Raw genomic sequence first — 13,369 nt, 5'->3', positions numbered from 1 at the left:
AAATAGGTGACCTTTTGGTCACATGTCAACCGGAGCCGCCTCGCCCGCCCCGTGCGCCCTGGTCCGCCGCGCCTGCACCACCCGTGCCGCCACCAGCACCACGCCCGCCGCCACCAGCGAGAGCACCATCTGCACCCGTCCGTCGTGGGTGGTGAACATGTACGCCACCACGAAGGCGATCAGGCCGATCGCGAACCAGGTCAGGTACGGGTACCACCACATCCGCACGGTCAGCCGCTCCGGCGACTCGCGCTCCAGGATCCGCCGCATCCGCAGCTGCGAGCAGCAGATCACCAGCCAGACGAAGAGCGCCACCGCCCCGGAGGAGTTCAGCAGGAACCGGAAGACGGTGGTCGGCGAGGTGTAGTCGAAGAAGACGGCGACGAAGCCGAAGACCACCGAGGCCAGGATCGCCGCCCGCGGCACGCCCCGGCCGGTCACCCGGGCGAAGGCGGCCGGCGCGTCGCCCCGCCCGCCGAGTGAGAACGCCATCCGGGAGGCGGTGTAGAGGCCGGAGTTGAGACAGGAGAGCACGGCGGTCAGCACGATCACGTTCATCACCTGGGCCGCGCCGGGGATGCCGACGTGCTGCAGCACCGCCACGTACGGGCTGCTGCGCACCGAGGCGGCGTCCCAGGGCAGCAGCGTCACCACGACCAGGATCGAGCCCAGGTAGAAGACGCCGATCCGCCAGATCACGCTGTTGGTGGCCTTGCTGACGGCGCCTTGGGGATCGGCGGACTCGCCCGCCGCCAGGGTGACGATCTCGCTGCCCATGAAGGCGAAGACCACGGTGAGCATCCCGGTGAAGACCGCGCCCGCGCCGTGCGGCAGGAAGCCGCCGTGGCCGGCCAGGTTGTCGGTGCCCACCGCGTGCGTGCCCGGCAGCAGGCCGAACACGGCCAGCGCGCCGACCGCGATGAAGGCCACGATCGCCACCACCTTGATCCCGGCGAACCAGAACTCGAACTCGCCGTAGGAGGCGACCGAGAAGAGGTTGGTCGCGGTCAGCACCGCCATCACCAGCAGCGCGAACGCCCACTGCGGCACGGCGGGCAGCCAGCCGTTGAGGATCACGGCGCCGGCCGTCGCCTCGACGGCCAGCACCACCACCCAGAAGAACCAGTAGAGCCACCCGATGGTGAACCCGGCCCAGCGGCCCAGCGCGCGGTCGGCGTAGGCGGAGAACGAGCCGCTGCGCGGGTCGGCCGCGGCCATCTCGCCGAGCATCCGCATCACCAGCACCACCAGCAGCCCGGCCAGCGCGTAGGAGAGCAGGATGCCGGGACCGGTGGCGGCGATCCCGGCGCCCGAGCCGACGAAGAGGCCGGCGCCGATCACCCCGCCGATCGCGATCATCGACAGGTGGCGGTTCTTCAGTCCGGCCTTCAGCCGGTCGCCGGATTCGTGGACGGCGGCGTCCGTCTCCATGGATGAGTGCATGTCAGGAAGTTAGCTCCTGGGAGCGGCCCGTCCGGTCCGGCGCACGACCGCACACCGAACCTCCCCGCCATCACCCCTTCAGCGGCTGGCCGCCGGCTGCCGGCTGTGCACCTCCCAGGCGGCCCGGAGCCGGTCCACCGCGGCCTCGCGGGCGAAGGTCCCGGTGTCGGCCACCGGGAGCCGTGCCCGCAGAGTCGGCCCGCCCGACGTCGCGTGCCCGGCCTCCTCGGGCTCGGCGACGGTAGACCGGCCGCCGCCGTGTCGAGTTGCCGTCCGCTGACGCCTGGTCATCAATGGGGGCATGGCCGTCACCCTTCACCTCGCGCAGCAGGCGGATGCCGATGAGCTGCTGAGTCGTAGTCCGCTGGCGCTGCTGGTCGGCATGCTGCTGGATCAGCAGGTGCCGATGGAGACCGCCTTCCGTGGCCCGTGGGTGGTGGCGGAGCGGCTGGGGGTGGCGGACCTCGATGCGCAGCGGATCGCCGGGTACGACGAGGAGGAGTTCGCCGCGCTGTTCGCGCGCAAGCCGGCGGTGCACCGGTATCCGGGGGCGATGGCGAAGCGGACGCAGCAGCTGTGCCGGTACCTGGTGGCCGAGTACGGCGGGGAGGCCGAGGCGGTGTGGCGGGGCGCGGGCAGCGGGGCGGAGCTGTTGCGGCGGGTGGGGGCGCTGCCGGGGTTCGGGGAGCAGAAGGCGCGGATCTTCGTGGCGCTGCTCGGCAAGCAGTTGGGCGTGCGGCCCGAGGGGTGGCGGGAGGCAGCCGGCCCCTACGGGGAGGACGGCTGCCACCGGAGCGTGGCCGACATCAGGGATGCGGCCACGCTCTCCGAGGTCCGCGCCGACAAGCAGCAGGCGAAGGCCGCCGCGAAGGCGGCCAAGGCCGGGCAGGGCTGACGGTCAGCCGGGCAGCCGCCAGTGCTGGCCGGAGGAGCCGTCGCAGGCGGCGAGCCGGGGGCGGTCGCCGGCACCGGCGTCCAGGCAGCGGCCGGAGGGCGCGCTGACCAGGGAGCCGTCGCGGTGCGGCCACCACTGCTGCTCGCCGGTGCCGTCGCAGCCGTGCGAGCGGACGGCGGTGGCGGTGCCGGTCGCGGTGAGGCAGCCGTCCGGGGAGCGCAGGGTGCCGTCGGCGGCGAGCTGCCAGTGCTGGGCGGCGGTGCCGTCGCAGGCGGCCAGCCGCGGGGTGTCGCCGCCGGCCAGGCAGTGGCCGGCCGGGTCGGCCACCGGGCCGTCGAGCGGGTGCGCGGGGCCGACGTCGTAGGAGGGCGGGGCGTCGGCCGGGTCCTGGCCCCAGGTTGAGTCGGTGTCCGCCGAGAGCCGGTAGTCGAGCCGGCCGCCGTGCTCGACCAGCCAGCCGCCCACCCACGGGCGGTTGCTCGGCCGGCCGTCCACCCGCAGGCCGTGCACGTAGCGGACGTCGGTGGTGGCGCCGGGGGCGACCAGGTCGATCCGCACGCCGTTGCCGCGGGTGATGGTGGTGCGCGGGAAGAGCGGGCTGGCCAGGGCCAGGTCGGCCCGGCCGGGGACCATCGGGTAGAGGCCGAGACCGGCCCAGACCGCCCAGGAGCTCATCTCGCCGAGGTCGTCGTTGCCCACCTCGCCCTCGGGCGTGTCGCTGAACACGGTGGTCAGCGCCCGGCGCACCACGTCGGCGGTGCGGTCGGGGCGGCCCGCGTAGTCGTAGGCCCAGGGGGTGTTCAGGCTCGGCTCGTTGCCCAGGTAGGCGTAGGGGGCGCCGGGGCCGGCGTTGAGCTTCCGGAAGAAGGCGTCGAGCCGGTCGACGACCGGTGCGTCGCCGCCCATCGCGTCGAACAGGCCGCGCTGGTTGTACGGGACCATCCAGGTGTACTGGGCGCCGTTGCCCTCGGTGTACTGGTCGCCGGAGGCGGGGTCGAAGGCGGTCCAGCTGCCGTCGGCCCGGCGCGGCTGGAGGTAGCGGTTGCCGGGGTTGAAGAGGTTGCGCCAGTTCGCCGAGGCGCGCAGCAGGCGGTCGTGCGCGTCGCCGTCGCCGATCCGGCCGGCCAGCTGGGCCAGGGCGAAGTCGGCGCTGCTGTACTCCAGCGTGCCGGAGACCGGGCCCCACTCGCCGGGGGTGCCGACCGGCAGGTAGCCCTTGGCCTCGTAGGCCGCGTGGCCGGGCCGCTCGTCGTCGTTCTGCCGGCCGTCCAGGGCGGCGCGCAGCAGGCCGGGGGCGTCGAACCGGGTGCCGCCGAAGGCGTGGATACCGGCGGCGATCATCGGCAGCGGGTCGCCGACCATCACGCCGGTGCCGCCGTCGGCCAGCGTCCAGCGGTCGAAGTAGCCGGCCTGGCGGCCCTGGTTGAGCACCGACTGGGCGATGTCGGAGGCCTGCTCGGGGGCCAGCAGGGCGAGCAGCTGGACCTGCGAGCGGTAGATGTCCCAGCCGGAGAAGTCGGCATATTCGACGCTGCCGTTCTCGGTCCGGTGCACCTGGCCGTCCATGCCGGGGTACTGGCCGTCCACGTCGCTGAGCGTGCTGGGGTGCAGCACCGAGTGGTAGAGCGCGGTGTAGAAGGTGCGGCGCTGCTGCTGGGTGCCGCCGCCGACGGCGATCCGGCCGAGCAGGCCGTTCCAGGCCGTCCGGCTCGCGTCGCGCAGCCGGTCGAAGGCCGGCTCGCCGGGCTGCTCCGCCGCCAGGTTGGCGGCCGCGCCGGCCGCGCTGGTGAAGGAGACCCCGACCCGCGCGGTGACGGTGGCGCCGGGCTCGAAGGAGACCATCGCCTCGGCGCCGGACCCCTCGTCGGGCGCCTCCGGGTGCACCGGCTGGTTCGGGCCGTGCTGCGGGCGCTCCTGGGCGGCGGCGGTCCGTGGGGGTTGCGGGGCGATGCCCTCGCTGTGGCCGGTGGCGGAGTGCCGGGAGGTGTCCAGCCGGCCGTTGCGAACCATCCCGGCCCGGGTGAACGGGTGGTCGAACCGCGCGGTGAAGTAGACCCGGTAGTGGTTGGCCGCGCCGCAGAAGCCGCCGCTGTCGGTGAAGCCGGAGATGGTGTCGGTGCCGATCTCCAGCTGCCCGGTGGCCTTGTTGAAGGCCCGTCCGGCGTCCACCGTGAGCGAGGCGGCCTGCCCGGGCGGGTAGCTGAACCGGGCCGCGCCGGAGCGCGCGGTGGTGGTCAGCTCGGTGCGCAGCCCGTTGTCGAAGGTGACCGCGTAGCTGCCGGGCGCGGCGCTCTCCCGGTCGTGCGAGAAGGACTCGTGGCCGACCGGGGTGTCGCCGAGGAACGGCAGGAACGGCACGGTGCCGTAGTCGCCGCAGCCGGCGCCGGAGATGTGGGTCAGGCTGAAGCCGCGGATCCGCTGGTCGTCGTAGAAGTAGCCGCCGTGCTGGTAGGTGACGGTGTCCGGGCTCCACTGCACCATGCCGAGCGGGGCGGTGGCGCCGGGGAAGGTGTTGCCCGCACCGCCGCCGTTGCCGAAGTCGGTGGCGCCCGGCCGGGTGCCGACGAACGTGTTGACGTACTGGGCCGGGTCGCTGACGACCGTTCGGTCCGGGTCGGCCGTATCGGCGGCGGCGGGGGCCGGGAGGCCGGCCGCGGCGGCCAGCAGGGCCGCGGCCACGGCGAGCGGGACCCGGCCCGTTGCGATGATCTGACGGACTCTCATCTGCTCATCGTCCAGTCGTCCCGGGCCGCTGACCGGGCACGACAGGCCCCGGTCCCCCGGTCGGCGCAGCCCGGTCACCCGGACCGCCAGCCGGCCCCGCACCCCCGCGACGCACCAGGTCGCCCCGCCGCTTCAGGTCTAGACCATCCCAGGGTGCCGGGCTACCGTGGGCGCCACGTTCCCCCAGCACCCGGAGCCGCACCGTGCAGTCCTCCGTCCTCGCCTTCGCCACCGACCTGATCGACGAAGGTGCGGACGCCTTCTTCGGCAACCTCACCGACCGGGCCGGGGTCGGCGGCGTCACCCTGGCCTCGGTCTACCACGCGGCCCGCGACGTCTTCCCGCACCACCCGACCCGGGTGGTGCGCTACCTGGAGCCGGGCGCGGCGTACTTCCGCCCGGACCCGGCCCGCTGGGCCGGCCGCCGGCTGGCCCCGGTGGCCGCCGCCGCGATCGGCGACCGCGACCCGTTCGCCGAGGCCGCCGCCGAGACCGCCCGGCGCGGCCTGAAGCTGCACGCCTGGACCGTCTTCTGCCACAACGACCGGCTCGGCTTCCAGCACCCCGACTGCACCCCGGCCAACGCCTTCGGCGACCGCCACCTCACCGAGCTCTGCCCGGCCAACCCGGAGGTCCGCGCGTACGCCCACGGCCTGGTCGACGAGCTCGCCCGGTACGGCGTGGACGCGATCCGCGCCGAGTCGCTGCACTTCCACGGCCTGCGGCACGGCTACCACCACGAGCGCTACTTCGAGCGGCTGGGCGCGGCCGCCGAGGCGCTGCTCGGGATCTGCTTCTGCCCGCACTGCCAGGCCGCCGCCACCGCCGCCGGGGTGGACGCCGGGGCCGCCCGGCAGGGCGCCGCCGCCGAGGTCCGCCGCCGGCTCGCCGACGAGGCGGCCGCCGACCGGCCGGCCGAGCTGGACGCCCTGGCCGGCGGCGCGCTGGCCGCCTACGTGGACGCCTCGGCCGGCACGGTCACCTCACTGGCAGCCGAGCTGACCGAGCGGGCCCGCGCGCACGGCATGCGGCTGAGCTTCATGGACGGCGACGGACCGGGCCGCGGCTGGCTGGCCGGCATCGACCTGCCCGCGCTGGCCCAGGCCGGCGTGGCGGTGGAGACCCTGGGCTACGCCCGGGAGCCCGAGGCGGTCCGGGAGAAGGTGGCCGCGTTCGGGCTGCACGGGGTGGCACCGGCCGACCTGGCGGTGATCCTGCGGCCGATGGCCGAGGACTGCGACGGGCCGGCCAACCTGGCCGCCAAGATCGCGGTGCTGCGCGAGCTGGGGGTGCCGGAGGTCGAGTTCTACAACTACGGCCTGATGCGGCTCTCCTCGCTGGACCGGATCGGCGCTGCGCTGCGCGGCTGACGCGGCGGCAGACCGGCCGCCCTCCCGCTGTACGGCGGGGTCACAGACCCGCCGAACGGCGGGGGTTGGCCAGAGGTCCGGACCACCGGAGCGGCTCGGGACCGCGCGTTTGCTGCGCCACCCGGGCCGGTACGGGTAGGCTTTCCGTGTGATCTTCAAGCGCATCGGCAACGGGCGGCCGTACCCGGATCACGGCCGGACCAGCACCCGCCAGTGGGCGGATGTCGCCCCCCGTCCGGTACAACTCAGCCAGTTGGTGACCACCAAGGGCCAGTTGGACCTGGAGACCCTGCTGGCCGAGGACTCGACCTTCTACGGCGACCTCTTCGCCCACGTGGTCAAGTGGCACGGCGACCTCTACCTGGAGGACGGCCTGCACCGGGCGGTCCGGGCCGCCCTGCAGCAGCGCCAGGTGCTGCACGCCCGCGTCCTCGAGCTCGACTGACAGGGGCTCAGCCCCGGACCGGCCCGCCCAGCGAGACGGGCCGGTCGGCACTGCGGCACGGCCGGGCCTGCGCCGCCCGCCACTCACTCCGGTGAGACCGCCGAATGATCGTCAGTACACCCTTTCGAGTGCTCGGGTGCCCCAAATGATGATCATTTATTACCTTCATCCCGTGAACCGGACTAGGCTGCTGACCACGGTCGCCCCGCACCGCGGCAGCCCTGCCGCCCCCGAACGGTCGACCGCGCCCGACGCGCCCGTCATCCACCGGCACGGCTGCCCTAGGACCAGGGGAGACAGACTGTGAGCATGTTGACTCCCCAGGGATTGAAGGGGAAGCAGTTCCGGATCACCGGCACCAGCTACCCCCGGCTCGGCCCGCCGCCGCGCCGCCGCCGACGGGTGCTGGCGGTGATCGGCTCGGTACTCGCCCTCGCCCTGATCGCGCTCGGCGGCGTGCAGCTGGTGGACATCTTCACCGGCAAGGCCAAGCACGGCGCCACCCAGGCCTGCGCCAGCGCCCACCCGAGTGCCGGGGCCACCGGCAAGCCGATGGCCGCGCCGGCCAACGCCGCCTCGGGCTCGGCCCCGGCCTCGCCCGGCGCGAGCGCCTCCGCCTCGCCGTCCGCGCTCGGCAGCCCGCTGCCCGCGGTCACCGCCGTGCCCTCGCCGCAGGCCGTCACGGTCAACGTGCTCAACTCGACCGACAAGGCCGGTCTGGCCGCGCACACCGCGGACGAGCTGAAGAAGCGGGGCTTCATCGTCGGCAAGGTCGGCAACGCCCCCGCCACGCTGCAGAAGAAGGTACCCGGCAGCGCCGAGGTGGTCGGCGGCCAGTCCGGCGCGGCGGCCGCCGCACTGCTCGGCGCCCAGGTGGCCGGGGCCGCCACCCTGGACGACGGCCGGACCGACGGCTCGGTGGACTTCGTGATCGGCGACGGGTTCACCGCGCTGCTCGACCCGAACGCGGCCGCCGCGGCGCTGGCCGACGCCACCAAGCCCTCGCCCACCCCCAGTCAGGTGCCCGGCAGCTGCTGAGACCGCACGACGGAGGCCGCCATCCCCGCGCTCGGGGGTGGCGGCCTCTCCGTCTGCCTGGCGCGGGGGCTCAGCCCGCGGTGCCGTACAGCCGGTCGCCGGCGTCGCCGAGGCCCGGCACGATGTAGCCGTGCTCGTTCAGCCGCTGGTCCAGCGCGGCGGTGACCACGGTCACCGGCAGCCCGGCCAGCTCCTTCTCCATCACCGCCACGCCCTCCGGCGCGGCCAGCAGCACCACGGCCGTCACATCGGTGGCGCCGCGGTCGATCAGCAGCCTGATCGCCGCGACCAGGGTGCCGCCGGTGGCCAGCATCGGGTCCAGCACGTAGACCTGGCGGCCGGACAGGTCGTCCGGCATCCGGGTCGCGTAGGTGGAGGCCTCCAGGGTCTCCTCGTTGCGCACCATGCCGAGGAAGCCGACCTCGGCGGTCGGCAGCAGCCGGGTCATCCCGTCCAGCATGCCGAGGCCGGCCCGCAGGATCGGCACCACCAGCGGGCGCGGGTAGCTGAGCCGGGTGCCGGTGGTGACCGCGACCGGGGTGGTGATCTCGACCTCGTCGGTCCGCACGTCCCGGGTGGCCTCGTACGCCAGCAGCGTGACCAGCTCGTCGGTGAGGCGACGGAAGGTCGGTGAGTCGGTGCGCTCGTCGCGCAGCGTGGAGAGCTTGTGGGCGACCAGGGGGTGGTCGACGACGTGGATCCGCATAGAGCGACCTTAAGCCCTCGGGGTCGGAGCACCGGCCGCGTCGCGCTCCGGCCGGTGTGGCCTGCTGTGGTATCGAACCGGGACTTCTGGGAAAGTCGGAGAGTATGAAGAGGATGCCGGAGAGGAACCCCGCGCAACCCGCCGATCCGGACGGGTCCGCGGCGCCGGCCGACCCGCCGGAGACCGAGTCCGAGCGGCGCCGCCGCCGGGCCGTCTTCCTGCGCGAGCTGGCCGAGGCGCGCGAACTGCGGGCCCGGGTGCAGCCGCGCAAGACCAAGGAGCGCAGGATGCGGGAAGCGCTCCGCATGCGGACCTTCCGGATCTGACACGATCACCGGGCCCGGACCGGCGAATCCACGCCACCAGCAGCGCTCCCACGGGCCGAATCCGACACGACCTGGGAAGACGCGCTGCCGAACACTCCCCGCGAGGCCTGGCTATCTGTCACGATTCCGATGGGACGGTCCGAACAGCGGACCGCCTCTGGTGCGGGGGCGGCCAGACCGCGTTCGCCCGTGACCGCCAACGGCCGAGACCATTTGGGAGTGTCCCTGGTGGCGTACTTCGCTGCAGTGCTTGCTCGCACCGAGGACGGGTGGGATGTGAGCGAGACCGAGCTGGACAACGTCGAGACCCTTGCCGACCTTGCAGACCTGGCGCGCGAGGCGGCACAGGACGACGACACGGTTCTTGTCTTCATCGAGCAGGAGGACTCATGGTTCGCCGTCGTCCGGGTGGACGGCGAGGAGGACCCGCGGATCTTCGTCTCCGACGCGGCCGCGGCGGCCCGCAGCTCCTACGGCGACGTGGTGCTGACCGAGGAGCTGGTCGGCCGGGCCGGGGACAGTGAGTTCGAGGATCTGGACAGCCTGGTGACCGAGCTGGAGAGCAGCGAGGACGCCGAGCTGGCCACCGAGGAGGAGGACGAGGACGAGGCCCCGCTGACCGGTCCCGGCGGCGTGCCGGTCGGCCCGCTGGGGGACTCCGAGCTGCTGGCCGAGTTCGGCGTGGCGGCCGGCGACCTGCTGGAGCTCAGCGGCGACAGCGGCGGCTCGGGCGACGCGCTCGCCGAGATCGCCGAGGCGCTTGGCTGCGGCGAAGTACTGGAGGCGGTGCGCTGAGGCCGGTCGGCGGGGTGGGACTGCGGGTGCCCGACACTGGAGGGATGCAGCCCCACCTCGACCTCGACCTCGCTCCGCTGCCCGCACCGGTCCGCCCGGACCCGGTCCGCGACCCCTGGGAGCCGGCCATGCGGCTGGCCCTCGCGGAGGCCGAGCTGGCCACCGCCACCGGCGACATCCCGGTCGGCGCCCTGGTGCTCGGGCCGGACGGCACCGTCCTCGGCCAGGGCCACAACGAGCGCGAGGCCACCGGCGACCCGACGGCCCACGCCGAGGTGGTCGCGATCCGCGCGGCGGCGACCGCCCTCGGCTCCTGGCGACTGACCGGCTGCACCCTGGTGGTCACCCTGGAGCCCTGCACCATGTGCGCGGGCGCCATCGTCCTCGCCCGCCTCGACCGCGTCGTCTACGGCGCCCGCGAGCCGAAGACCGGCGCCGACGGCTCCCTCATCGACGCCCTGCGCGACCCCCGCCTCAACCACCGCCCCGAGATCATCACCGGCGTCCTCGCCCCCACCTGCGCCGCCCAGCTGCGCGGCTTCTTCACCCCGCACCGCTGACCGGCCGCGGGAACGGATTTCTCCCCGCCCGCCCCGTCCGGTAGAGTCTCCTCTCGGTAGCGTGTCCGAGCGGCCAAAGGAGCACGCCTCGAAAGCGTGTGTGGGGGCAACTCCACCGTGGGTTCGAATCCCACCGCTACCGCCAGAACGTAGGGCCCCGACCGTCAGCGGTCGGGGCCCTACGTCGCGTTGGCCGGGGAGGGGTTGCAGGTGGTGACCGTTGACGAGGTGCTGCGGCTGATCGGCAGGCTCCGGGTGCACCACTCGGAGAACGGGCCGGCCCGGCACCAGCCGATCACCCTGCTCTGGGCGATCGGCCGGGCGGCCTCGGGCGAGCCCCGGCTGACCCGCTGGCGCTCGGCGCACGGCGAACTCGGCGACCTGCTGGAGCGGTACGGACGGCCGGGTGCCACGCCGACTCCCGAGTTCCCGTTCATCGCACTGCACCGGTCCGGCCTGTGGAGCCTGGAGGGCTTCACCGGTGAGGTGCCGGCGGCCCGCGGCTCGGCGGCGACCCGTTGGATCACCGCCCAGAACCCGCGCGGCGGCCTGACGCCCGAGGTCCACGCGCTGATGGCCGGCGATCCGGAGGCCCGCGAGGCGGTGGTGCGGCACCTGCTGGAGTTGTTCGGCCCGGAGCAGCGGACGGCGCTCCTCGCCGAACCGGGCCTGCGCGGCGCCGCGCCGACCGCGGAGTTCATCCCGGCCGAACGGCACGCCACCGCGCGCAGCACCGTGACCCCCGCGGCCGGGGAGCGGGAGGCGGTGCGGCAGGAGGGCGGGCTGAGCGCGGCCTACGAGGAGTTCCTGGTGGCGCGGGGTCATGTGACGGGCCGTTACCGGATCACCGTCCCGAGCACCGGCGACAGCTTGCAGACCGACCTCTTCGACCGGACCGCCGACGTGCTCTATGAGGCCAAGGGCGACCCCGGGCGGGAGGCCGTGCGGATGGCGATCGGCCAGTTGCTGGACTACCGGCGTCACATCGGGCGCCCGGACGCGCGGCTGGCGATACTGCTGCCGGGGATGCCGGACCAGGACGTGCGGGAGTTGATCGGCAGCGTCGGCATCGCCCTCGTGGTCAAGGACGGCGACGGGTTCCACGGCTACCCCGTAGGAGAGTAGGTCCCCCGATGCTCTGGTACGCCGCCTACGGCTCCAACATGGCCCGGGCACGCTTCGCCTGCTACGTCCAGGGCGGCCGGCCGCCCGGCGGGGCGCGCGAGTATCCGGGGTGCCGGGACGGGCGGATGCCCGAGGCGGACCGGGCGGTGACGCTGGCCGGGCGGTTGTTCTTCGCCGGGGTGTCGCAGGTGTGGGGCGGGGGGCGGGCGTTCTTCGAGGCGGGCGGCGGGGAGGTGCCGGCGCGAGCGTACCGGGTGACGGCGGGGCAGTTCGCGGATGTCGCGGCGCAGGAGATGTACCGGGAGCCGGGCGGTGCCGAGCTGGATCTGGCGGAGGTGCTGGCGCGGGGGCGGGTCGTGCTGGGGCCGGGGCGGTACGAGACCCTGGTGCTGGCCGGCTGGGTGGCGGGGGAGCCGATGGTCACCTTCACCTCGCCGTGGGGGGCGGACGGGGCGGAGCTGAACGCCCCCAGTGCGGCGTACCTGCGGCAGTTGGCGGCGGGGCTGCGGGAGGCGCACGGGTGGGGGCGGGAGCGGATCGCCGGTTATCTGGCGGCGCGGCCGGGGGCGGCGGGTCTCTGGTCGGCGGAGGCGGTGGCCCGGGTGCTGGTGTAGGCGAGGACGCGTTCGGCGGCGAGTTCGCCGGAGCGGGCGGCGGATTCGGAGTTGGGGCGCAGCGGCAGCCAGTCCCCGGCGTACTCGATCGGCTGCAGCGGGCGGTTGGCGAAGACCGGGCGCAGCCGCAGTGCCTGCGGGGTGGCCTCGGGCAGGCCGAGCGGGTGGCGGAAGACGTGGGCGGAGCGCAGTGCCCGGGGCAGGCCGGGCAGGAAGCGGGCGGCCTCGGTGGTGGCGGCGGTGACCACTTCGGTGTCGGGGGCGGTGAGCAGGTCGGGGAGGGCCGCGGGGGCGATCAGCAGCGAGACCAGGCCGCGCCCGGCCGGAGCGCGGCCGGGCACCTTCAGGTGGTCGATGATCACGCCGGAGACCAGCCGGCTCTCACTGCCGGGCACGATCACGCCGTAGCTGGGCGCCCGGGTGGGCGAGGGCAGCGGGCGGTCGAGCAGGCAGGCGACCTTGAGCATCGGGGTGTAGCCGGCGGCGGCCAGGTAGGGCCGCTCGTGCTCGGGCAGGTCGGGCCGCAGCGCGAGGATCTGCGGTGCGGGCAGCGCGAGCACGGCCTGACGTGCCGTCAGTACCCGCCCGTCGGTGAAGGCGAGCCGGACACCGCCGGGGCACGCGGTGGCCTCGGCGAGCGGGCTGTCCAGGGTGACCGGGTGCGGCAGCCGCGCGGCCAGCGCCCGGGTCAGCGAGTCCATGCCGTCCCGGTAGCTGAGCCAGCGCGCGCCGACGCCGCTGCCGGCCAGCAGCACGGCCATCGGGCCGATCGCCGTGCGGGCGGTGTCCCAGCCGAAGAAGCAGCCGGCCAGCGGCTGGAGCAGCGCGTCGTACAGGTCGGGGTGGTAGCGGGCGCCGAGCCGGGCCACGGTGAGGTCGCCGAACGGGGTGGCCTCGGGGTGGTCCAGGTCGGTGGCGCGGGCGAGCGCGGCGCTGAACCGCAGCCAGTCCAGCCGGCCGCGCAGCGACATGCCGGCGCCGCTGAGCAGGCCGCGCGGGTGGCCGAGGTACGGGTGGGCCCGGCCGCCGCGCCAGAGCGCCAGCGGGTGGCGGACCTCCAACAGGTCGGCCGGGGTGAGCCCGCTCTCCCGGATCAGCCGCCAGGTGGCGGGGTAGCCGCGGGCGGCCAGGGTCTCGGCGCCCTCGTCGACCAGGTGGCCGTCGTGCCGGCTGCTGGCCATCCGGCCACCGACCCGCCCGGCGGCCTCGAAGACCCGCACCGAGCGGCCGGCCCGGGTGAGCAGGTGGGCGGCGGCGAGGCCGGCCAGGCCGGCACCGATCACGGCGACGTCGAGATCGGGGGTGGTCATGGAAGCTCCTCGCGACAG

At 74.5% G+C, this 13,369-nt stretch carries 14 protein-coding genes and 1 tRNA gene; 10 read left to right on the top strand and 5 right to left on the bottom strand.

Features of this window, described 5'->3' with window-relative positions; all coding sequences use genetic code 11:
• Positions 1 to 18: 18 nt before the first annotated feature.
• Together ACFYNO_RS06850 and ACFYNO_RS06845 are read right to left on the bottom strand one after the other, a co-directional pair.
• Positions 19 to 1,443: an amino acid permease gene (locus ACFYNO_RS06850; protein WP_388006398.1), complete on the bottom strand. Its 1,425-nt coding sequence runs from the start codon at positions 1,441 to 1,443 to the stop codon at positions 19 to 21.
• Positions 1,444 to 1,521: 78 nt separating this feature from the next.
• Positions 1,522 to 1,734, bottom strand: coding sequence for a hypothetical protein (locus tag ACFYNO_RS06845; RefSeq protein ID WP_388006395.1), 213 nt, complete (start codon positions 1,732 to 1,734; stop codon positions 1,522 to 1,524).
• A gap of 10 nt (positions 1,735 to 1,744) precedes the next feature.
• Here ACFYNO_RS06845 and ACFYNO_RS06840 point away from each other — a divergent pair, with 10 nt between their 5' ends.
• Positions 1,745 to 2,338, top strand: a complete 594-nt coding sequence (locus ACFYNO_RS06840) for an HhH-GPD-type base excision DNA repair protein (protein ID WP_388006392.1) — start codon at positions 1,745 to 1,747, stop codon at positions 2,336 to 2,338.
• 3 nt (positions 2,339 to 2,341) lie between these two features.
• Here the strand turns inward: ACFYNO_RS06840 and ACFYNO_RS06835 are convergent, their stop codons facing one another.
• Positions 2,342 to 5,062, bottom strand: coding sequence for a GH92 family glycosyl hydrolase (locus tag ACFYNO_RS06835; RefSeq protein ID WP_388006389.1), 2,721 nt, complete (start codon positions 5,060 to 5,062; stop codon positions 2,342 to 2,344).
• Positions 5,063 to 5,265: 203 nt separating this feature from the next.
• Here ACFYNO_RS06835 and ACFYNO_RS06830 point away from each other — a divergent pair, with 203 nt between their 5' ends.
• The 3 genes from ACFYNO_RS06830 to ACFYNO_RS06820 all read left to right on the top strand — a co-directional run bounded on the left by ACFYNO_RS06830 (position 5,266) and on the right by ACFYNO_RS06820 (position 7,915).
• Complete coding sequence (locus tag ACFYNO_RS06830) at positions 5,266 to 6,432, top strand: hypothetical protein (protein WP_388006386.1); 1,167 nt, start codon at positions 5,266 to 5,268, stop codon at positions 6,430 to 6,432.
• Positions 6,433 to 6,580: 148 nt separating this feature from the next.
• A complete protein-coding gene (locus tag ACFYNO_RS06825; protein WP_388006383.1) occupies positions 6,581 to 6,877 on the top strand; it encodes a type II toxin-antitoxin system VapB family antitoxin in 297 nt (98 codons plus the stop codon).
• Between the two features lie 309 nt (positions 6,878 to 7,186).
• A complete protein-coding gene (locus tag ACFYNO_RS06820) occupies positions 7,187 to 7,915 on the top strand; it encodes a LytR C-terminal domain-containing protein (protein ID WP_388006380.1) in 729 nt (242 codons plus the stop codon).
• A gap of 70 nt (positions 7,916 to 7,985) precedes the next feature.
• Here ACFYNO_RS06820 and upp read toward each other — a convergent pair whose 3' ends face one another.
• Positions 7,986 to 8,621 carry a uracil phosphoribosyltransferase gene (gene upp / locus ACFYNO_RS06815; protein ID WP_035847466.1) on the bottom strand — a complete coding sequence of 212 codons (636 nt, stop codon included), beginning with the start codon at positions 8,619 to 8,621 and terminating at the stop codon, positions 7,986 to 7,988.
• 113 nt (positions 8,622 to 8,734) lie between these two features.
• On the opposite strand from upp, the gene ACFYNO_RS06810 reads away from it, so the two are divergent.
• The 6 genes from ACFYNO_RS06810 (at position 8,735) to ACFYNO_RS06785 (ending at position 12,041) form a co-directional block, all read left to right on the top strand.
• Complete coding sequence (locus tag ACFYNO_RS06810) at positions 8,735 to 8,947, top strand: hypothetical protein (RefSeq protein WP_388006376.1); 213 nt, start codon at positions 8,735 to 8,737, stop codon at positions 8,945 to 8,947.
• A gap of 228 nt (positions 8,948 to 9,175) precedes the next feature.
• Positions 9,176 to 9,742: a hypothetical protein gene (locus tag ACFYNO_RS06805; RefSeq protein ID WP_388006596.1), complete on the top strand. Its 567-nt coding sequence runs from the start codon at positions 9,176 to 9,178 to the stop codon at positions 9,740 to 9,742.
• 44 nt (positions 9,743 to 9,786) lie between these two features.
• Positions 9,787 to 10,302 carry a tRNA adenosine(34) deaminase TadA gene (gene tadA, locus ACFYNO_RS06800; protein ID WP_388006373.1) on the top strand — a complete coding sequence of 172 codons (516 nt, stop codon included), beginning with the start codon at positions 9,787 to 9,789 and terminating at the stop codon, positions 10,300 to 10,302.
• Positions 10,303 to 10,357: 55 nt separating this feature from the next.
• A tRNA-Ser gene (locus tag ACFYNO_RS06795) sits at positions 10,358 to 10,447 on the top strand.
• A gap of 65 nt (positions 10,448 to 10,512) precedes the next feature.
• Entirely contained in the window at positions 10,513 to 11,427 is a 915-nt protein-coding gene (locus ACFYNO_RS06790) for a hypothetical protein (RefSeq protein WP_388006370.1), read from the top strand.
• Between the two features lie 8 nt (positions 11,428 to 11,435).
• Positions 11,436 to 12,041, top strand: coding sequence for a histone deacetylase (locus ACFYNO_RS06785; RefSeq protein ID WP_388006367.1), 606 nt, complete (start codon positions 11,436 to 11,438; stop codon positions 12,039 to 12,041).
• On the opposite strand, the gene ACFYNO_RS06780 is transcribed toward ACFYNO_RS06785, so the two are convergent.
• Positions 11,972 to 13,351 (bottom strand): protoporphyrinogen/coproporphyrinogen oxidase, encoded by a 1,380-nt coding sequence (locus tag ACFYNO_RS06780; protein ID WP_388006364.1) that lies wholly within the window; start codon positions 13,349 to 13,351, stop codon positions 11,972 to 11,974. The two genes, ACFYNO_RS06785 and ACFYNO_RS06780, sit on opposite strands and share 70 nt — an antisense overlap.
• Between the last annotated feature and the right edge of the window lie 18 nt (positions 13,352 to 13,369).

The organism is Kitasatospora sp. NPDC006697 (assembly GCF_042869935.1).
Classification (GTDB): Bacteria; Actinomycetota; Actinomycetes; order Streptomycetales; family Streptomycetaceae; genus Kitasatospora.
Note: the sequence above shows the minus strand (reverse complement) of the source record. Positions and strands in the feature narration are given on the sequence as shown.

Coding starts and splice junctions, on each gene's coding strand:
- ACFYNO_RS06850 (WP_388006398.1), bottom strand. CDS start 1,443: ATGCACTCATCCATGGAGACGGACGCCGCCGTCCACGAATCCGGCGAC.
- ACFYNO_RS06845 (WP_388006395.1), bottom strand. CDS start 1,734: ATGACCAGGCGTCAGCGGACGGCAACTCGACACGGCGGCGGCCGGTCT.
- ACFYNO_RS06840 (WP_388006392.1), top strand. CDS start 1,745: ATGGCCGTCACCCTTCACCTCGCGCAGCAGGCGGATGCCGATGAGCTG.
- ACFYNO_RS06835 (WP_388006389.1), bottom strand. CDS start 5,062: ATGAGAGTCCGTCAGATCATCGCAACGGGCCGGGTCCCGCTCGCCGTG.
- ACFYNO_RS06820 (WP_388006380.1), top strand. CDS start 7,187: ATGTTGACTCCCCAGGGATTGAAGGGGAAGCAGTTCCGGATCACCGGC.
- upp (WP_035847466.1), bottom strand. CDS start 8,621: ATGCGGATCCACGTCGTCGACCACCCCCTGGTCGCCCACAAGCTCTCC.
- ACFYNO_RS06810 (WP_388006376.1), top strand. CDS start 8,735: ATGCCGGAGAGGAACCCCGCGCAACCCGCCGATCCGGACGGGTCCGCG.
- tadA (WP_388006373.1), top strand. CDS start 9,787: ATGCAGCCCCACCTCGACCTCGACCTCGCTCCGCTGCCCGCACCGGTC.
- ACFYNO_RS06785 (WP_388006367.1), top strand. CDS start 11,436: ATGCTCTGGTACGCCGCCTACGGCTCCAACATGGCCCGGGCACGCTTC.
- ACFYNO_RS06780 (WP_388006364.1), bottom strand. CDS start 13,351: ATGACCACCCCCGATCTCGACGTCGCCGTGATCGGTGCCGGCCTGGCC.